The sequence below is a fragment of the Sphingomonas sp. GM_Shp_1 genome (assembly GCF_026540895.1).
Taxonomy (GTDB): domain Bacteria; phylum Pseudomonadota; class Alphaproteobacteria; order Sphingomonadales; family Sphingomonadaceae; genus Sphingomonas.
On record NZ_JALNUR010000048.1, the window covers coordinates 1 to 19,191 of the forward strand.

General features: G+C 67.9%; 19 protein-coding genes. 12 read left to right on the plus strand and 7 right to left on the minus strand.

Annotated features, from left to right (window positions below; genetic code table 11):
- From arsC to OXQ33_RS16205, 4 genes are all read left to right on the plus strand, one after another.
- Positions 1 to 335, plus strand: a 335-nt coding sequence (gene arsC, locus OXQ33_RS16190; protein ID WP_267435709.1) for an arsenate reductase (glutaredoxin), incomplete at its 5' end; no start/stop codon positions are given.
- Positions 336 to 495: 160 nt separating this feature from the next.
- The gene (locus OXQ33_RS16195) at positions 496 to 834 is read left to right on the plus strand and encodes a P-II family nitrogen regulator (RefSeq protein ID WP_261270056.1); all 339 of its coding nucleotides are present in this window, start codon (positions 496 to 498) and stop codon (positions 832 to 834) included.
- 105 nt (positions 835 to 939) lie between these two features.
- Complete coding sequence (gene glnA / locus OXQ33_RS16200; protein WP_267435710.1) at positions 940 to 2,352, plus strand: type I glutamate--ammonia ligase; 1,413 nt, start codon at positions 940 to 942, stop codon at positions 2,350 to 2,352.
- Positions 2,353 to 2,510: 158 nt separating this feature from the next.
- Positions 2,511 to 2,960, plus strand: coding sequence for a hypothetical protein (locus OXQ33_RS16205; RefSeq protein WP_267435711.1), 450 nt, complete (start codon positions 2,511 to 2,513; stop codon positions 2,958 to 2,960).
- Between the two features lie 5 nt (positions 2,961 to 2,965).
- Here the strand turns inward: OXQ33_RS16205 and OXQ33_RS16210 are convergent, their stop codons facing one another.
- The 6 genes from OXQ33_RS16210 to OXQ33_RS16235 all read right to left on the minus strand — a co-directional run bounded on the left by OXQ33_RS16210 (position 2,966) and on the right by OXQ33_RS16235 (position 11,667).
- A complete protein-coding gene (locus OXQ33_RS16210; protein ID WP_267435712.1) occupies positions 2,966 to 3,274 on the minus strand; it encodes a putative quinol monooxygenase in 309 nt (102 codons plus the stop codon).
- On the minus strand, positions 3,271 to 3,891 hold the full coding sequence (locus OXQ33_RS16215; RefSeq protein ID WP_267435713.1) for a peptidylprolyl isomerase: 621 nt from the start codon (positions 3,889 to 3,891) through the stop codon (positions 3,271 to 3,273). The genes OXQ33_RS16210 and OXQ33_RS16215 overlap by 4 nt, the downstream gene beginning before the upstream one ends.
- A gap of 148 nt (positions 3,892 to 4,039) precedes the next feature.
- Positions 4,040 to 5,014: a quinone oxidoreductase gene (locus tag OXQ33_RS16220; RefSeq protein WP_267435714.1), complete on the minus strand. Its 975-nt coding sequence runs from the start codon at positions 5,012 to 5,014 to the stop codon at positions 4,040 to 4,042.
- A 34-nt stretch (positions 5,015 to 5,048) separates the two neighbouring features.
- The gene (locus OXQ33_RS16225) at positions 5,049 to 9,209 is read right to left on the minus strand and encodes a translocation/assembly module TamB (RefSeq protein ID WP_267435715.1); all 4,161 of its coding nucleotides are present in this window, start codon (positions 9,207 to 9,209) and stop codon (positions 5,049 to 5,051) included.
- Entirely contained in the window at positions 9,206 to 11,215 is a 2,010-nt protein-coding gene (locus OXQ33_RS16230) for an autotransporter assembly complex family protein (RefSeq protein ID WP_267435716.1), read from the minus strand. Before OXQ33_RS16230 ends, OXQ33_RS16225 begins: the two co-directional genes overlap by 4 nt.
- Before the next feature lie 221 nt (positions 11,216 to 11,436).
- Entirely contained in the window at positions 11,437 to 11,667 is a 231-nt protein-coding gene (locus tag OXQ33_RS16235) for a hypothetical protein (protein ID WP_267435717.1), read from the minus strand.
- A 152-nt stretch (positions 11,668 to 11,819) separates the two neighbouring features.
- Between OXQ33_RS16235 and OXQ33_RS16240 the strand changes: the two genes are divergently transcribed.
- Entirely contained in the window at positions 11,820 to 12,005 is a 186-nt protein-coding gene (locus OXQ33_RS16240; protein WP_267435718.1) for a hypothetical protein, read from the plus strand.
- A gap of 49 nt (positions 12,006 to 12,054) precedes the next feature.
- Here the strand turns inward: OXQ33_RS16240 and OXQ33_RS16245 are convergent, their stop codons facing one another.
- A complete protein-coding gene (locus tag OXQ33_RS16245; RefSeq protein ID WP_267435719.1) occupies positions 12,055 to 12,690 on the minus strand; it encodes a LexA family transcriptional regulator in 636 nt (211 codons plus the stop codon).
- A gap of 77 nt (positions 12,691 to 12,767) precedes the next feature.
- Here OXQ33_RS16245 and OXQ33_RS16250 point away from each other — a divergent pair, with 77 nt between their 5' ends.
- The 7 genes from OXQ33_RS16250 to OXQ33_RS16280 all read left to right on the plus strand — a co-directional run.
- A complete protein-coding gene (locus tag OXQ33_RS16250) occupies positions 12,768 to 12,944 on the plus strand; it encodes a hypothetical protein (protein ID WP_267435720.1) in 177 nt (58 codons plus the stop codon).
- A complete protein-coding gene (locus OXQ33_RS16255) occupies positions 12,941 to 13,309 on the plus strand; it encodes a hypothetical protein (protein ID WP_267435721.1) in 369 nt (122 codons plus the stop codon). Before OXQ33_RS16250 ends, OXQ33_RS16255 begins: the two co-directional genes overlap by 4 nt.
- An 86-nt stretch (positions 13,310 to 13,395) precedes the next feature.
- Positions 13,396 to 15,525, plus strand: coding sequence for a TonB-dependent receptor (locus OXQ33_RS16260; RefSeq protein WP_267435722.1), 2,130 nt, complete (start codon positions 13,396 to 13,398; stop codon positions 15,523 to 15,525).
- 99 nt (positions 15,526 to 15,624) lie between these two features.
- On the plus strand, positions 15,625 to 16,176 hold the full coding sequence (locus tag OXQ33_RS16265; RefSeq protein WP_267435723.1) for a YbjN domain-containing protein: 552 nt from the start codon (positions 15,625 to 15,627) through the stop codon (positions 16,174 to 16,176).
- Positions 16,177 to 16,266: 90 nt separating this feature from the next.
- Positions 16,267 to 17,451 carry an acyl-CoA dehydrogenase gene (locus OXQ33_RS16270; RefSeq protein WP_267435724.1) on the plus strand — a complete coding sequence of 395 codons (1,185 nt, stop codon included), beginning with the start codon at positions 16,267 to 16,269 and terminating at the stop codon, positions 17,449 to 17,451.
- A 139-nt stretch (positions 17,452 to 17,590) separates the two neighbouring features.
- Positions 17,591 to 18,715, plus strand: coding sequence for a CaiB/BaiF CoA-transferase family protein (locus OXQ33_RS16275; RefSeq protein ID WP_267435725.1), 1,125 nt, complete (start codon positions 17,591 to 17,593; stop codon positions 18,713 to 18,715).
- A 36-nt stretch (positions 18,716 to 18,751) separates the two neighbouring features.
- Positions 18,752 to 19,191, plus strand: a 440-nt coding sequence (locus OXQ33_RS16280; protein WP_267435726.1) for a (2Fe-2S)-binding protein, incomplete at its 3' end; no start/stop codon positions are given.

Genomic DNA, 19,191 nt, shown 5'->3' on the forward strand with positions numbered 1-19,191 from the left:
TGAAGGCGACGATCCTCCACAACCCGCGCTGCTCCAAGTCGCGCGAGGCGCTGGCCCTGCTGACCGAGGCGGGCGCGGAGGTCACGATCGTCGAATATCTCAAGACCCCGCCCACCGCCGACGAACTGCGCCGCCTTTATGCCAAGGCCGGGCTGTCGCCGCGTGACGGGCTGCGCAAAGGGGAAGCTCAGGCCAAGGCGCTGGTCGACGCCGACGATGCGACGATCCTCGCTGCCATGGCCGCCGACCCGATCCTGATCGAGCGCCCGCTGGTCGAAACGGCCAAGGGCGTGGTCATTGGCCGCCCGCCGGAAGCCGTGCGGGGCATTCTGTGATCGCTGCCCGGAAATTGAGCAGAAGACCCATTGTTGCCTGCTTTTCGGGCGCATTCCTTACCGTTTTCCGACCCTCGCAGGAGGGTGAAGCAATTGGCACGATCCCTGCTACGCGCAGGGCCGGGCGAGGGTTCGAACACCATCGGGGACAGTCAGACTCGTGAAAAAGATTGAGGCGATCATCAAGCCCTTCAAGCTCGATGAGGTGAAGGAAGCGCTGCACGAAATCGGCGTGTCCGGCATCACCGTCACCGAGGCCAAGGGTTTCGGCCGCCAGAAGGGGCATACCGAACTCTATCGTGGCGCCGAATATGTCGTCGACTTCCTGCCGAAGGTGAAGCTGGAAGTGGTGGTCGAGGATAGCCTGGCCGAACGCGTGGTAGAGGCGATCGCCGCCGCCGCGCAAACGGGCCGCATCGGCGACGGCAAGATTTTCGTGATCCCGGTCGAAACGGCGCTGCGCATACGCACCGGCGAACGCGACGACGCGGCGATCTGACGTATCCGACACCCTATCGTCACCGGGATGACACCCGGCCCGATTAAAACTTTTCCACCCGCCCCGGTTTCCGGGGCGCGGCCTTAAGCAGAGAGAGAACGGCACATGGCGAATACGGCCAGCGACATCCTGAAGAAGATCAAGGACGAGGAGATCGAGTGGATCGACCTGCGTTTCACCGATCCCAAGGGCAAGTGGCAGCACCTGACCATGGTCGCCTCGATCCTGGGTGAGGATGAGCTGACCGACGGCCTGATGTTCGACGGTTCGTCGATCGAGGGCTGGAAGGCGATCAACGAGTCGGACATGGTGCTGAAGCCGGACCTCGACGCCGTCTACACCGATCCCTTCTCGGCGACCCCGATGCTGATCGTGTTCTGCGACATCGTCGAGCCGTCGACTGGCGAGCTCTATGCCCGCGATCCGCGCTCGACCGCCAAGCGCGCCGAGGCGTTCGTGAAGACCACCGGCATCGGCGACACCGTCTATGTCGGTCCGGAAGCCGAATTCTTCATGTTCGACGACGTGCAGTTCGACACGAACTATTCGTCCTCCTACTTCAAGATCGACGATATCGAGCTGCCGACCAACACCGGCCGCGAATATGAGGGTGGCAATCTGGGCCACCGTCCGCGCGCCAAGGGCGGCTATTTCCCCGTCGCCCCGGTCGACTCGGCCGTAGACATCCGTGGCGAGATGGTCTCGACCATGCTCGAAATGGGCCTGCCCTGCGACAAGCATCACCACGAAGTCGCCGCCGCGCAGCACGAACTGGGCCTGACCTTCGGCACGCTGACCCAGACCGCCGACCGGATGCAGATCTATAAGTATGTCGTGCATCAGGTCGCCCATGCCTATGGCAAGACCGCGACCTTCATGCCCAAGCCCATCAAGGAAGATAACGGCTCGGGCATGCACACCCACTTCTCGATCTGGGAAGGCAAGACCCCGCTGTTCGCCGGCAACGGCTATGCGGGCCTGTCAGAAACCTGCCTGTATTTCATCGGCGGTATCATCAAGCATGCCAAGGCGGTGAACGCCTTCACCAACCCGACCACCAACAGCTACAAGCGCCTGGTGCCGGGTTACGAAGCGCCGGTGCTGCTCGCTTACTCGGCGCGCAACCGCTCGGCGTCGTGCCGCATCCCGTACGGCACCGGCCCGAAGTCGAAGCGCGTCGAAGTGCGCTTCCCCGACGCGCTGGCGAACCCGTATCTCGCCTATGCCGCGCTCCTGATGGCGGGTCTGGACGGTATCCAGAACAAGATCCATCCGGGCGAAGCGATGGACAAGAACCTGTACGACCTGCCGCCCGCCGAACTGGCCCAGGTCCCGACCGTCTGCGGTTCGCTCCGTGAGGCGCTCGACTCGCTGGCCGCCGACCACGACTTCCTGCTGAAGGGCGACGTGTTCACCAAGGACCAGATCGAGAGCTATATCGAGCTGAAGATGAGCGAAGTGATGCGCTGGGAAATGACCCCCAGCCCGGTCGAGTACGACATGTATTACAGCGGCTGATCCAGCCCCTGAATCGATGTCACTACGGGGAAAGGGGCCGCAAGGCCCCTTTCTTTTTTGGGAACGCAGCGGCGTAAATCCGGATCGAAGGCTCAGGATTGCCTGAAACCACGCTTTGACTTAGGGCCATCCGCATCTTGCGCAGGGGGGCAAAGGTCATGTCGTCAGTCGTTCGAGCATGGAGCGCGGCCGCGGTGTTTCTGGCGTCGACGGGCGCAACGTCTCCGACACAATCCGAAACCAGCAAGCCGGACTTCTGCGCCCGCCTCGCGACGAACAGCGGCATCGACAAGCCCGCCTCGCCGGATGGGCGCACCGCCTGGACGGCCCATGCGATGAATTTCGGCCAGCGTTTCCTGGTGGGCGGCTCGACGGCAACCGGGGTCGGCGTGAAGCCGATCGAACCCGCGACCGTCGCCGACTATAAGCGGCTGGACGATATGTGCTTGATGAAGGGCAAGGGCGCGATCTGCCAACTTGTCGGCCCGGTGATCTTCAAGTTCAACTGGAAGGGCCGCGAGGTCCTGACCCCGATGGCACCGGGTGAGCGGGCCACGGTCGAGGTGTTCGGCCTCAAGACGAGCTGCAGGACCGAAACCGCCCTCTGATCGGCTCAGGTCGTGCGGGGTTCGCCAACCTCGTAAACGACCAACCGACGCTCGCCGATCCCAAGCTCGGGCCAGGCCGCCCGCCACTGCGCGATGTGCGATGAGGCGAAGTGCCGGTCCAGCGCCGCCTGATCGACCCAACGCTCCGTCACATGGATGAGGCCGGGATCGAGCACATCCTCGGCATAACCATAGTCCAGGCATCCCGCCTCGGCCCGGCTGGCCTCGACCATGCGACGCATCGCCGGCCGCGCCGCCTCCAGATTTTCCGATGGTAGACGCACCGTGCCGACGATCAGCAGGGTCGTGCTCACGGCGTCACCGTCACCCGCTTGACCGACAGGATCTTGACCGGCGCGGCCAGCATCTCGCCCTTGAACGGCCCCTTGGCGGGGTCGGCGGGGGCGTCGAGGATGCGGTGGATCACGTCCATCCCCTCGACCACATGGCCGAACGCGGCATAGCCTAGATTATCGCCGGGCTTGGAGGGGTCGGCGTCGAGCGAGGGCTGGTCGCCGACCATGATGGTGAAGTCGCCCCGCGCCGATCCGGGGGCCAGGCGCGCGACCGAAATGGCGCCGTCGGTATGCTTGATCCCGGTCTTGGTCGTCGGCTCATGCGCGATGGGCGGCAGGATGCGCTTGGGCTCGTTCTGGATACCGAACTGGACGAAGCCGAAATTGGCGGCTGGCCGGACCGTGCGATAGAAGGTCACCCCGTCCAGCCGGTGCTGATCGACATAGCGCAGGAAATTGGCGGTGGTGATCGGCGCATGGATGCGGTCGAGGTCGAGGACGACCGGGCCCAGGCTGGTCTGCATCGCGACCCGGACCATGACCGGCTTGGGGGCCTCGACGGGGGCGCCCGGTGCGGGCGTGGCGGCGGGGACGGCCTGGGCCGCAAGCAGGGCGAGGGATAGTAGCGGGATCATCGGGGCCTCCGGATGGAATCGGTTTTCAGGCTAGCGGGATTTTGGGGTGCGGGGTGATTCCCTTGGCCTTCGACTTCGCTCAGGCTGAGCGGGGTTCAGTACCCAGTTCCGTTCAGCCTGAGCGAAGTCGAAGGCCACGCCCCGTCCCTCACGGGATTAGCACCGTGCTCCCCACGGTCTCCCCCGCCTCGATCGCGCGGTGGGCGTCCGCCGCGTCGGTCAGTGCAAAGGTCTGGCCGATCTCCGGCGTGATCGCGCCCTTTTCCAGCATGGCGAATAGCCGTGCGATCAGGCGGCGTTTGTCCGCCGCCGTCGCCGCATAGTCGAACAGCGTCGGGCGGGTGACGAACAGCGATCCCTTGGACGCCAATATGCCCAGATTGACTCCGTCCACCGCGCCCGAGGCGTTGCCGAAACTCACTACCAGCCCGCGCCGCGATGCGCTGTCGAGCGAGGCGGTCCAGGTCGCCTTGCCCACGCCGTCCAGGACGACCGGCACCCCGGCCCCGCCGGTGATCTCCCGCACCCGCGCCGCGACATCCTCCTGCCGGTTGAGGATGACGTGATCCGCCCCCGCCCCGCGCGCCTTCTCCGCCTTGGCCTCGCTGCCCACCGTCGCGATCACGGTCGCGCCGATCGCCTTCAGCCAGCCGACCGCCAAGTGCCCGACACCGCCCGCCGCCGCATGGATCAGTACGGTCCAGCCAGGCTGAACCTTCGCGCAATCCTCGATCAGGAACGCGGTCGTCGCGCCTTTCAACAGGATCGCCGCCGCCGTCCGGTCATCGACGCTATCGGGCAAGGGCACGAGCAGGTCGGCGGCGATATTGCGCGCGGTCGCATAGGCGCCACGGGCGGGGCCGAACGCACCCACCCGGTCGCCGATCGCGAAGTCGGTGACGCCCTCGCCCACCGCCTCGACCACGCCCGCCGCTTCGGAGCCGAGCCCGCCGGGCAGATCGATCGGATAGAGCCCGCTGCGATGATAGGTGTCGATATAGTTCAGCCCGACCGCATGATGGCGCATCCGCACTTCGCCGACGCCGGGCGGAGGCAGGTCGGCCTCGCGCCATTCGATGACCTCGGGGCCGCCGGTCCGGGCGATGAAGGCGATCTTTTCCATGCAATGCTCCTGTCCGGTTTCGGGCGGCAACGCCTCAATAGTCCTTGGATATCCGCACGTTCACGCTCTGCCGCCCCAGGGTCGAGATGCTGGAGAGCAGCGACAGCCAACGGGTGACCTGAAACTCGACCTGGGTCGCCGAATAGCCCTGCCCATCGGTGATGATCTCCGCATAGAGCTTGCGGGTGATGTACTTGCCCGCCGCGACCGAAGTGGCGCGCCCCTGCTGCACATCGGCGGGCAGGACGCGGAGCCGGTCGAGCCCCGCCGCGCGCCGCACTGCGTTGATCGGGTTCAGCCCGCCGCCGCCATCCTGCAACGCCGCCACCGCCGCCGCCAGTTGCAACGCCTCGGGCGCGGAGAGGCTGGCGATCGAGGTGCCGAACAACAAGCGCGAGAGAAGTTCGTCATTGGGCAGAGCGGGCGTGCTGGAGAAACCGATCTCGGGCTTCAGCGCGGTGCCGGTCACGCGGATCGAGGCGCTCAGCCCCTGAACATTGGCATTGGCCGCGATGTCGAGCGCCGGGTTGGCGGGGACTTCGCCGCCGAAGCGGATGACCCCGCGCGCCAGATCGAATTCGCGACCGGCAAACTCATAGTCCCCCCGGATCAGCGTCGCCTGGCCGGTGATCGCCGGATTGTCGGGCGCGCCGCCGATCTTCAGGTCCGCCGACCATTCGCTGTTCAGCCCCAGGCCGGAGACGATCAGGCCACCCGGTGCCTTCGCGCGGATCGCCAACGTCCATGGCTTGCGCGGCGCGTCGTCCTCTTCGCCACCACCGGGAATGTTGATCTCGCGGATGTTGAGCTGCGGCACCGCCGTCGCCGCCGTCGCCCGGCCCAGGCGATAGCGGCTGCGGTTCAGCACCACGTCGCCCCCGATCGTGCCCCCCGCCCCGTCCGAATGGATGGTCAGCGGGCCCGTCACCGTCGCGCCGATATCGTCGCGCGCGATCATCGTCGCGTTGCTCGCCTGAAGCGACAGGTCTAGCCCGACACCGTTGGCGGCGGCGAACTCGAACTGGCCGGTGCCGCTGACCCGCCCATCGCGCCCCGCCTGCGCGGCGAAACGATCGATGACCAGCCGCGAACCGCCGAACCGCCCGTTCGCCTGCACATCGGTCAGGACGGTGCCGGTCGTCGCGCTTTCGATCCGCGCGCCGACCGCCTTCACCGCGCCGCGAATGACCGGCTGGTTCAGCGATCCGCTGACGTCCGCGCCGATCGCGACGGGGCCGGACAGGTCGAACATCTCGACGCCGGTCAGCCGCCACAGCGTATCGGCGGGCCCGGCATAGCGAAGCTGCGCGATCAGCCGCCCGGTCTGCATCCGGCTCGCCCAGTCCCCTTGCGCGGCGGGCACCAGCAGCGCCTGCGCGCGTCCGATGATCCGCCCGCCCGATGCCATGACCGAACGCACGCCCAGCCGGTCGGCGGACAGCACACCCGCCACGCCCATGTCGATCGGGCGCGAGGTCAGGACCAACCCGGCACGGGTCAGTCCGCGAATGGTCAGGTCGACCTTGCCGGTCGGCGCGCCCGCTCCCTGCCGCACGGTCAGCGTTCCCGTCGCGCTGCCGCCCAGGCCCAGCCCCGGATAGCCGATATCGAGCACGGTCAGCGGCATCCGCGTCAGGCTGGCTTGCACCTCGGTCGCGTCGGGGTCGAGCCGCCCGGCCAGCTTGGCCTCGCCGCCCGCAAAGCTCAGCCGGGTCGGGGCCAGCACCCAGCCATCGCCTTCGCGCGTCACGATGGCAGGCGACAGGAACTGGAGCGAACGCCGGTCGAGCGTCCCTTGCGCGCTCACGGCGAAACGGTCGGGCGTGACCTGCGTCACCGTCTGAATCGCAAAGGCCCGCCCGCGCGAGCCCGAAATGCCGACCCGCACCTCACCCGTGCCACCGCGCATCCGGGCGGTGCCGTTCAACTGCGCGATGTTGAACGCGCCGTGCCGCAGTCCCTGTGCACGGGCGCTGCCCTCGACCGAGGCACCGGCGGGGTCGAGCAGCGCGACCAGGTCCAGCCGCCCCTGCCGCACGGTGATGCCCGAAATCTGCGCTTGGCGTGCGGCCAGATGCGTCTCGATCCGCTGCACCTCGCCGACCGGGCGGAACAGCAGCTCGCCCGACAGGCCGCCGCCCGCCACGTCCAGCCGACCGGCGAAGCCACCTTCCGCCACGGTGAGCGCCCCGGTCGCGCGAGTGCCCGCGACGGTCAGCGGGTTGATCTGAACGACCGCGTCCTGCCCCCGGGGCAACAGGATCGCGCCCGCCGCCTGGAACGGCCCCAGCCGCGATCCCCCGGCGGCGCGGAAGGTGAAGCCCTGATCGCTGGGATCGAGATGCGCCTTCACGTCGCGCAGGCCGAGTGCGGCGTTGGGCGAGGCGAGGACTAGATCGAGCGTCGGCCGGTCGATGCGCCCGTCCAGCACCATCTGCACGGGGCCATAGCTCTTCTGCTGCCCGCCGCCGACGAAGCGGAACGTGCCATCGGTCCGCCGGATGGCTTCCCCGGTCAAGCGGATGCTCGGCCCGGTCAGGACCAGGCGATGGAAGTGAAAGACGCCGTCCGCCCCGCGCTCCAACTCGGTCGTCAGGTGCGGCAATCCCCCGGCCAGCGAACGGAGAAAGCCATTGTCGAGCCGCCGGACCTGCGCCTCGCCCCGTCCGACGACGCGCGTGCCATGCCCGTTCGCCCCGGGCACCGCGCTGAGCCGCGAGCGGACATCGACGATGCCGAGGCCGGGGATCAGGTAACGCTGCAACGCGCCGTCCAGCCCGACATCGTAGCGCCCGTTGGTCAGGTCGATCCGCAGGTTCAACCGCCCCGCCAGCTTGTCGGACCGCAGCGCAAGGCCCTGCCCCGCAATCTCTCGGCGGGTGATGCGCAGATTGCCCGCCACCGACAGGCGATGGAGAATGCCCCCCGCCGCCTCGCCCACGCCCGTCACCCGCTGTGCCGTGAAGCGCACCGGCAGGGTCAGCGGCCAGCCGCCCGCCAGCCGCCCCTTGCCCGCCGCCAATGCCTGCTCGAACCCGGTCCGGCCGAAGGCGAAGCGGGTCGCGGCCAAACGATAGTCGAACGCCGCGTGGTCGAACCCGCCGTCCAGCCGCAGGGTCAGTGCGATCGCCTGTCCGCTCATATTGCCGAACAGCGCCTCGGGACGGAGCAACCGGGCATCGACACGCAGCCCCTCGAAACGACTTGCGCCCAGATCGACCACACCACGCGCCCGAACCCGCAAGGCGGGGGAGCGCAGCGCAAATGCGCCGTTCAGCCGCCGCTCGGCGAAATCGCCCTGCCCCGCGACGATGACGCGCGGGCTGGTCATCCGCTGCAACCGGCCATGCAGGACCAGCGAGGGCGCGATCGTCCCCGACAGGGCGTAGCGTCCGGATTGCGCCGACAGCGACAGGTCGACCGCGCTCGCCGCGCCGATCCGTCCAAGCGCCCGTCCCGCCCAATGCGACCAGCGTCCCGCCCCGGCCACGGAGAGCGACACGGGCGCGCGGACGCCCGCCATCTTCGCCAGCACGCCATCGCGCCGTCCCTGCGCTTCGACCGCCAGATCGAACCGGTCCCGGTCTGGCCGCGCGTCGAGCTTCAGGCGGAGATCGTCGCTGCCCGCGACACCCGCGTTCAGCGTCACTTGCGCGCGCCCGTCGCGGATATCCGCCTGTCCGTCGACCCGCGCCACCCGCGCGCGACCCAGCACCGGCCTGGCGAGGATCAGCCGCTGGAGGTGCAGCCGGTCGATGCGGATATCGAAATCGGGCAGGATCGGCCCCTGCCGCCCCGTCCGCCGGGTATGCGGCACGCGATAGAGCGTCGCCAGCGGCGCCTCGACCCGCCGGATGTCCAGCGTACCCCGCGCCCAGTTCCAGGGCCGCCAGTCCAGCCGCGCGGACGGCACCTGCACCAGCAGGCCGTCCAAGTCATAGACGCGCAGATCGACCAGCCGCATGTCCGAATAGACCGAACCGTCGATCCGCCCGACCGAGAAGCGCAAGCCCGTCTCGGTACGGATGGTCCCGATCCGATCGGCGACCCAGCGATGCCCGATCGACGTATCGACGATCAGCAGCGCCGCGACGACGATCCCCACCAGCGCCGCGAGCAGCCCGCCCAGCACCCGCCACCAGCCTATCCCCCGACGCGGCGCGGGGGATGGGGGAAGCTGAACCTCCTCGGTCAAAAGGCCTGTCCCAGCGAGACATAGACCGCGACCCGGCTATCCCCGCGCTGGGGATTGAGCGGGGTGCCGACATCGAGGCGGATCGGCCCGAAATTGGAATAATAACGCACGCCCAGCCCCGTGCCGAACCGCAGCCCGGTCAGGCGCGGCAGCGGCGAAGTGGAGATGTTGCCCGCGTCCAGAAAGGGCACCACCCCGAAATTGCCGAAGGTCCGAACCCGCGCCTCGATCGAGAATTCCGCAAGGCTGCGGCCGCCGATCGGATCGTTGTTGGCGTCGCGAGGCCCGATCGCCTGGAAGCCATAGCCCCGCACCGAGGCACCGCCGCCCGCATAGAAGCGCCGCGACGGCGCGATCTGGTCGCGCGGCGCGCCCACGATCGTGCCCAGCCGCGTCCGCGCCGCCAGCACCACCCGCTCCCCGAAAGGATGATAGAGGCTGGCGTCGATCTGGGTCCGCGCATAGCCGAAGGCACTGCCCTGCAACGACAATTCCGGGCTCAACCGCCCACCCAGGCGAAAACCGCGCGTCGGGTTGAGCAGATCGTCCGACCCATCGTAATTCAGGCTGGTCGGCAGCGCGCCGATGAAGAAGGTCCGCCGCCGCGGCTCGCCGGTCGACTCGATCACGTCGCGTTCGTCCGAGGTCAGCAGTTCTGCCCCCAGCGACCAGGTCCAGGTCTTCTGGAAGAAGATGTTGGTCTGCCGCTCCAGACTGCCCGACAGCGACAGCGTCTTGGCCTCATAGGCGTCGCGCAGGATATGCGCGGCGGAGAATTGCGCGGTCAGCACCCGGTCGCGACCGTTGAAGTTGTTGCGGCGGAAGACGACCGCGCCCAGCTGCTCACGGGTGCCCAGCACGCTGCGCAGGGTCAGCGCGCCTTCGGGCGGGAACAGGTTGCGATCGGTCCAGGTGACCGCCGCCCGCGCGCCTTCGCCCGTGCCGTAACCCAGTTCCCCCGCGATGGTGTGCGGGGGCGCGGGCTCCAGCGCGACGGCGATATCCACCGTCTCCGGCGTGGCGCCCGGCACCGGCTTGACCTCGACCGAGGAGACGAGCCCCGTCTGCACCAACGCCCGGCGAAGATCGTCCAGCCCGGTGGAATCATAGGGCTGGCCGGGCTTGAACCGGGCGATGTCCTGGACATGCTCGGCGTCGAACAGCCGGTCGTTCGCCATGACGATCCGGCCATAGCGCCTGGCCGAGCCCGGATCGACCGACAGGTCCAGCGTCGCGGTCCGCGTCGCGCGGTCGACGACGATCTGCGGCTCGCCCAGCTTGGCGAAGGGGAAGCCCGCCTCGCCCACCGCCGCCTTCAGCGACGCTTCGCCCGCGACGATGGTGTCGGCGTCCACCGGATCGCCTGGCTTGATCCCGAACGCCTTTTCCAGCGGCGCGGTCTTGTCCCCCGCCGCCTGCACCCCCGCCAGCGTGACGTCGGCGAAGCGGTAGAGATTGCCCGGCACCGCCGCCAGCACCACGGTCGGCTCGTCCCCCGGCTCGATCCGGGTGGAGACCTGCGCGTCATAATAGCCCGCGCCGCGCAACAGGGTGGTCAATAGCGCCGCATCCTCCCGCGCGCGGCGGTCGAGCTGCGCGGCGTTGGCGGGCTCCCCGTCATTGGCGTCGAGCGAGGAAAGCTGGTCGAAACGCTGGCGGAGCAACGCGCCCGTGCCGTCGATCCCCTCGACTCGCCAGCGATAGCGACGTTCGGCGGCGGCATCGACAGTCGCGGCCATCGTCCCCGCCGGATCGCCCGGTGCCTGCGCCAGATCGGGCCAGGCCACGCCGATCTCGGGCAGCGGGGCCAGCGGCGCGCTGGGATCGAGCATCGTCGGATCGTCGGCGTCGGTCGCGGGCGCGGTGCTTATCGGCGGCTGGGTCTGCGCCGATGGAGTCGCCGCCGTCTGCGCGCTCGCACGTCCGGCCCAGCCCGTGCCGCCGAAACCCATTGCAAAGACTAGGATGGCGACCGAGCGGCGCGGCCGCCCCAGGCGGACCATCATGCCCGATCCCTAGCCGCGCGCACGCGATTGCGACACCCCAAAGCGCCATCGATCGAACAGATTTGCCATGCCGTTCACCGCGATGGCCCAGGGCCGATCACTCATTCCTCCCCTTGCAGGGGAGGTGGCAGGCCGTAGGCCCGACGGAGGGGTGTCGCGCTCTCGATAGGGAGTGGCAGGTCGATCCAGCCCAAGTCAGGCAATCACCGGACGCGAGGCGATCAGTGAACCGTCCCGAACGCCTTTTCGGTGGAGAGCAGACCGATCAACCGCTCGATCTGACGCCAGCGGCAGAAATGGATGTGGTTGCCCATGTCGCGGCTACGTCCGGCGCGGGCGGCGGCTTCCCCGCATGCCGACTCGCCGAAGGTCTCGATCAGTTCGGCGGCCATCTCGACATCGGTCCCGGTAACGAAGGGAGCAACATGAAACTCGCCACCGTGATCGCGCATGAATACTCCTGGGCCCAATGCCGAAAGACCGCTCCCCTAAGCCCGGGTCGTGAATTTTGCCACCCCCCGAGATGGTTAACGGCGCGGCAGCTTTGCCCAGGGTGGGACAGGGCGGCTGGCTTCGCCGCGCCGGGCATGGCAGGACATGGCGCATGACCGATCCGCAGTCCCCCCGCCCCCCGCGCGCCTCCGCTCCGGCGGGCGGCTTCTTCATCGCGCTCGGCGTGGTCGGCGGCATCGTCGCGGGACTCGCGACGGGGCAGGTGACGATGGGTGTCCTGATCGGACTGGCGCTGGGGGTCATTGTGGCGCTGCTGCTTTGGTGGCGCCAGCGTTAGCTTAACCACGCATGCCACTTTCCTCCCCTGGTCAGGCGAGAGGGGAAGATCAACTCGGCAACCGCATCTGCCAGACGACGCGCCCGATCACCGCGATCGGCCCGGTCGGCACCGACGGCGCGGCGGGATTGTCGCTGGTCGCGACCAGCCCCCCGCTGCCCGTCCGCACGCGCTTGACCATCAGGGCGTCGCCGATCCGGATGACATAGAGGCCGCCCCGCGCGGTCGGGCGGGTGTCGTTCTGGTCGACCACCAGATGATCGCCGTCCATCAACCCCGGCGCCATCGAATCGCCCCGTACCCGGATGACCGAGGCCGCGCCGTCGCTGAGGCCCAGTCGTCGGGCAAGCTGGCGGTCGATCGCCTCGACGCCGATCATCACCTCGTCATCGACCGTCGCCCCCGGCCCCGCCGACGCCGCGACCGCCAGCCGCCGGACCAGCATCGGCCCCGCCGCCGCCGACGCGCCCAGCCGGGTTTCGGGCACACCGAAAAACTCGGCGAGCTGTCGCCGGTCCCCTTCGGCCAGCACACGCGGCGTTCCCCGCTGCACGAATTGCTGAAGATAGGCGTCATTCCGGCCCAACATGCGCGACAGCGCCGCGAGGCTGACCCCGGCCTTCGCCGCAAGCTCCTGCAGGACCGCCCTGATTTCCGTCTCCGACATGCCATCGAATATAGGCATAGGATTTTTCCTCGACAAGTTGGAAATCAGAACAGATCATGAACATCATTCGAGAATCGGACTTTGGGAGAATGTCCATGGAATTGTTGGGAGTGATCGAACGCTATCTGAAGGACAGTCAGATGCCGGAGACGAAGTTCGGGCGGCTGGCGGTCAACGACCCCCGACTGGTCAGCGACCTACGCAAGGGGCGTGAACCGGGGCCGAGCATGATCCAGCGCGTCACCAGCTTCATCGCCGGGAAGACCGCATGAGCGCCCCCGCCACCCTGACGGATCGCACCGCCGGTACCGTTCGATCCCACACCCATTTGCGCCGCCCGACCGATCGCGGCGAGCGGCTGGCCCGTGCGCTGATGGCCCATGCCGGGCGTGCGGGGTGCCCCATCCTGCTGACCGTCTCGACGGTCGAGCCCTGGTCCTCGGTCACATTCAGCGGGTCGGTCATCACGCTGGCCCTGGCCGCCGCGCCGGGTGCGGCACTGTCGGCCTGGCTCGACGCCTTGCCAGAGATCGACATTCCGCTGGGCCGCGACCTGGTCGCCGATATCGCGGCGGAGCGGATCGATGGCGGATGGAGCCTGCGCGTCCTGCTCTGCCTGGATGCGGCCAATGGATGACGCGCAGGTCAGCGCTATGTCATTTTTCTCTTGATATGTTGTAACACTACTGTACTCGGCAGGGCTTCATTTATCGGAGCCCTGTCTTGTTCAAGCCCGTTCTGCTGTCCGGCCTGTCGGCCACCGCGCTCGCCAGCCTGCTCGCCGCCCCCGCCACTGCCCAGAGCGCGCCGTCCTCGACCAATCGCGGTCGCGAGATCGTGGTGACCGCACCGGTCCAGCAGTCGGAAACCGATGTTCTGTCGGGCACCTCGATCGTGACCGGCGACGAGTTGCAGCGCTCGATCCGCCCGACCATCGGCGAGACGCTGGCGCGCCAGCCGGGCGTATCGGCCACCTCGTTCGGCCCCAACGCCTCGCGCCCCGTGCTGCGCGGCTTCCAGGGCGAACGTATCCGCGTCCTGACCGACGGCATCGGCTCGATCGACGTGTCGAACACCAGCGTCGATCACGCGGTGGTCATCAACCCGCTGCTCGCCGAACGAGTCGAGGTGCTGCGCGGCCCCTCTGCCCTGCTGTTCGGTTCGTCGGCGGTCGGCGGCGTGGTCAATGTCATCGACACCCGCATCCCCCGCTCGGTGCCGGAGCAGGGCTATCGCCTGTCGGGCATCGCCTCCTATGGCTCGGCCGCCAATGAACGTTCGGTCGCCGGGGCGACCGATGTCGCGGTGGGCAAGCAGTTCGTCGTCCACGCCGATGGCTCGTATCTGAAGACCGACGATCTGAAGATCGGCGGCTATGTCCTGTCCCGCCGTGCCCGTGCCGAGGCGCAGGCCGCGGCGCAGCAGGCTCCGAACGATCCGCTCGACTTCGCCGGTGTCGCCGATCTGCGCGGTCGCCTGCCCAACACCGCCAGCGAGACCTGGACGGCGGGTGTCGGCGGCGCGTTGATCACCGACACCGGATCGCTGGGCATCGCCTACAGCCATTATGACAGCCTGTACGGCGTGCCGATCCGCTACAACCTGACCCCAGGCGGCGAGGAGCCGGAAGCCCCGCGCCTCAGCCTGGTCCAGAACCGCCTCGACCTGCGCGGCGAGATCGAGACGGGCGGCGGCTTCCTCGACCGCATCCGCCTGCGCGCGGGCGCGGCGCAATATCGCCACTTCGAGCTGGAAGAGGATGGCGGCGTCGGCACCGCTTTCTACAATAAGGGGCTGGAAAGCCGCCTGGAACTGATCCAGTCCAAGCGTGGCGGCTGGCAGGGCGCGTCGGGCGTCCAGTTCCTGAACCGCGACTTCGACGTGCGCGGGGAAGAGGCGTTCCTGCCGCGCAACAACACCGCGCAGGTCGGCCTGTTCACCCTGCAACAGCTGGATCGCGGTGCGTTCAAGATGGAGGCGGGTGGCCGCTTCGAGCATACCACGCTGACCGCGCGCACCGCCGTCACCGACGACCGGTTCTTCCGGGGCCAGCGCAGCTTCGACGCCTTTTCGGGCTCGATCGGTGCCAGCTATGGCTTCGCGCCGGATTGGCGGGCGGGTCTGAACCTGTCGCGCACCGAACGCGCGCCCTCGGCGGAGGAATTGTTCGCCAACGGTCCGCATGCCGGGACCGAAGCCTATGAACTGGGCAATCCCGATTTCAAGAAGGAAGCGAGCTGGGGCATCGAAGCGACCGTTCACGGTCATGGCGAGGGCTATAGCTTCGACGCCTCGGCCTATTACAATCGCTTCTCCAATTACATCTACGACGCGCTGGTGACGCAGGGTCCGTGCGAAGCCGCCGCCGCGCCTTCGGGTCGCGAGGTCGACCTGCCCTGCTTCACTTATACTCAGGCCGATGCGCGCTATTACGGGATCGAGGCGGAGGGCTCGCTGCGCCTCGCCACGGTCGGCCGATATGCGATCAACGCCGACCTGCTGGGCGATTATGTCCATGCCCAGATCATCGGCACCGGCCCCGCCCCGCGCATCCCGCCGCTGCGCCTGCTCGGCGGGCTGGAGGCCCAGTCGGACAGCGTCAACGCCCGCGTCGAGGTGGAACGCAGCTTCAAGCAGACCCGCGTGCTGGGCCTGGAAACGCCGACCGACGGCTTTACCCTGGTCAACGCCTCGGTCCAGTTGAAGCCCTGGGGCGCGGTCAATCCGACCACGCTGACCCTGTCGGCCAACAACATCTTCGACGTGGATGCGCGCCGCCATGCCAGCGTGCTGAAGGATTTCGCACCGCTCGCCGGGCGCGATCTGCGCGCGACGCTCAGCTTCAGGCTCTGACGCCGTACCGTGTCGCCCCGGTTCAGGCCGGGGCGACATCGATCCGCTTGCGCAACGAGTGATCGGTGCTAGCTTCGCTCCATGTTTCGATAGGGGGGAATGACGATGGCATGGTGGCACTGGACGGCGGCGGCGTTGCTGGCGGGATACGCAGGAACGGCCTCGGCCAAGGATAGCGCCCCCTGCCCCAAGGACCTGATCTGCGCCAGCGCGCCCGAGACGGTGGGCGGCGCGATGATCCGCGCGGGCTATCAGGGGCTGGTCGACACCGATAACGAGGGCGATCCGATGATCGTCAGCTCGGCGGCCGGATACAAGTTCAACATCCTCTTCTACGACTGCGAAGCGCATAAGGAATGCGCGTCGCTGCAATTCTCGATGCGGCTGACCCCGTCCAAGCCGCGCGACCTGGCCTTCGTCAACAAATGGAACAGCGAGAAGCGCTTCGCCCAGATGGCGCTGACCAAGGACGGCGATCTGCGGGTGACGCATGACATGACGACGATCGGCGGCGTCACCCGCGTAAACTTCACCGATACGGTCGAATGGTGGTCGTCCCTGTTGGGCGCGCTGGACGCGTTCCTGGACGCCAATCCGGCGACCAGCCCCGCCGCGCCGCCCGCCTCGGCGCCCGGCAAACGCCTTTCCTGAACCCCTTTCCTGAACCCCCTTTCTGAACCATGCCGGGGGTGGACAAAGCCCCCGGCCTTCGGGAGAAGCGGGACATAAGGAGAGATACCGATGTCCCGAATGGGCAAGTTCGACTGGGCGGACCCGTTTCTGCTCGACGACCAGCTGACCGATGACGAGCGGATGATCCGCGACACCGCGCGGGCCTATGCCGACGACCGGCTGGCCCCGCGCATCATCGACGCCTTCGCTAACGAGCATACCGATCCCGAAATCTTCCGCGAGATGGGCGAACTGGGGCTGTTGGGGCCGACCATCCCCGAGGAATATGGCGGCGTGGGCGCATCCTATGTCGCTTACGGCCTGATCGCGCGTGAGGTGGAGCGGATCGACAGCGGCTACCGCTCGATGATGAGCGTGCAGTCCAGCCTCGTCATGTATCCGATCCACGCTTACGGCTCGGACGAACAGAAGAGCCGCTATCTGCCCAGGCTGGCGAGCGGCGAGTGGATCGGCTGTTTCGGCCTGACCGAGCCCGATGCGGGCTCCGACCCCGGCGGCATGCGCACCACGGCCAAGAAGGTCGATGGCGGCTATGTCTTGTCGGGCGCGAAGACCTGGATCTCCAACTCGCCCATCGCCGATGTCTTCGTGATCTGGGCCAAGTCGGACGCGCATGGCGGCGCGATCCGGGGCTTCGTGCTGGAAAAGGGCATGAAGGGGCTTTCCGCGCCCAAGATCGACAACAAGCTTTCCTTACGAGCCTCGATCACCGGCATGGTGATGATGGACGAGGTGGCGGTGGGCGAGGACGCGCTGCTGCCCCATGTCGAGGGGTTGAAGGGCCCGTTCGGCTGTCTCAACCGCGCCCGTTACGGGATCAGCTGGGGCGCGATGGGGGCGGCGGAATTCTGTTTCCATGCCGCGCGCCAATATGGCCTGGACCGCAAGCAGTTCGGCCGCCCCCTCGCCGCGACCCAGCTGTTCCAGAAGAAGCTTGCCGATATGGAGACCGAGATCGCACTCGGGCTGCAGGCCAGCTTGCGCGTCGGGCGGCTGATGGACGAAGGCCGGTTCGCGCCCGAGATGATCTCGATCGTCAAGCGCAACAATGTCGGCAAGGCGCTGGATATCGCCCGCGCCTCACGCGACATGCATGGTGGCAACGGCATTTCCGGCGAATATCAGGTGATGCGCCACCTGATGAACCTGGAAACGGTGAACACCTATGAGGGCGCGCACGACGTCCATGCGCTGATCCTGGGCCGCGCCATCACCGGGATCGCGGCGTTTTGAGCCCCACCCAAATCCTCCCCAAGCTCCGCTTGGGGAGGGGGACCATCCGCAGGATGGTGGAGGGGCAAGTGCCCCGCCCCCTCCACCACGCCCTGCGGGCGCGGTCCCCCTCCCCATCTGGCGATGGGGAGGAATGATAATGACCAAACCCGCCCCCCTCGCCGGGCTGAAGGTGGTCGAACTCGCCCGCATCCTGGCCGGTCCCTGGGCGGGACAGGTGCTGGCCGATCTGGGCGCGGAGGTAATCAAGGTCGAGAGCCCCGAGGGCGATGACACTCGCCGCTGGGGCCCGCCCTTCATCGACAACCCGGACGGCAGTCGCGACGCCGCCTATTTCCACGCGGCCAATCGCGGCAAGACCTCCATCGTCGCCGACTTCACCACGCCCGAGGGACAGGCGACGGTGCGCGCCCTGATCGCCGATGCCGATGTCGTCATCGAGAATTTCAAACTGGGCGGCCTCGCCCGCTACGGCCTCGACTATGACAGGCTGTCGGCGATCAACCCGCGCCTCGTCTATTGCTCGATCACCGGTTTCGGACAGGACGGCCCCTATGCCGCGCGCGCCGGTTACGACTTCATCGTGCAGGGGATGAGCGGCATCATGGACCTGACCGGCGAGCCCACGGGCGCGCCGCAGAAGATCGGCGTCGCGCTCGCCGACATCATGACCGGGCTCTACGCCGTCATCGCGATCCAGGCGGCGCTCCACATGCGCGAGCGGACGGGGCGCGGGCAGCGGATCGACATGGCGCTGCTCGACACCATGACCGGGGTGCTCGCCAACCAGGCAATGAACTATCTCGCCTCGGGCAGGACGCCGACGCGGCTGGGCAATGCGCATCCCAATATCGTCCCCTATGCCGCTTTTCCGGCGAGCGACGGCTGGTTCATCCTGGCGGTCGGCAACGACGCACAGTTCCGGCGCTTCGCCACGGTGGTCGGGATCGACGGCGACGATCCGCGCTACGCCACCAATGCGCTCCGCTGCGAGCACCGCGACCAACTGACCCCGGTGATCGAGGCGGCGACCGCGCGCTGGCGGCGCGACGATCTGCTCACCGCGCTGGAGTCGGCGGGCGTCCCGGCGGGACCGATCAATACGGTGGAACAGGCCTTTGCCGATCCTCAGGTCATCGCACGCGGCCTCGCCATCCGGCCCGAGCGGCCGGACGGATCGACCGTCCCCGGTGTGCGCACCCCGATCCGCTTCTCCGACGCCGACCTGTCGCTCGACCGCGCCGCGCCGATGCTGGGCCGGTAGCCGCCCGCCGCCCCATCCGCTAAGCCCGCGTCCGCGATGACCAGCCTGACCGTCAACAACCAGCCCGTGCGCTATCGCCTCCCCCCGGACACGCCGCTGCTCTGGGCGCTGCGCGATGCGTCCAATCTGACCGGCACCAAATATGGCTGCGGCACCGGCGATTGCGGGGCATGCACGGTCGATGTCGATGGCCGGGCGGTGCGGAGTTGCCAGGTCCCGATCGGGCGGATCGAGGGCAGCGTCGTCACCACCATCGAGGGGCTGTCGCGCGACCGATCGCATCCCGTCCAGCAGGCGTTCCTGGCGGCCAATGTCGGCCAATGCGGCTATTGCATCCCCGGTATGGTGATGGCCGCCGCCACGCTGATCCACCGCAACCCCGATCCCTCGGAAGAGGTGATCCGCGCCGGCATCACCAATATCTGCCGCTGCGGCATCTATCCCCGGCTGGTCGAGGCGATCCAGCGCGCCGCCCG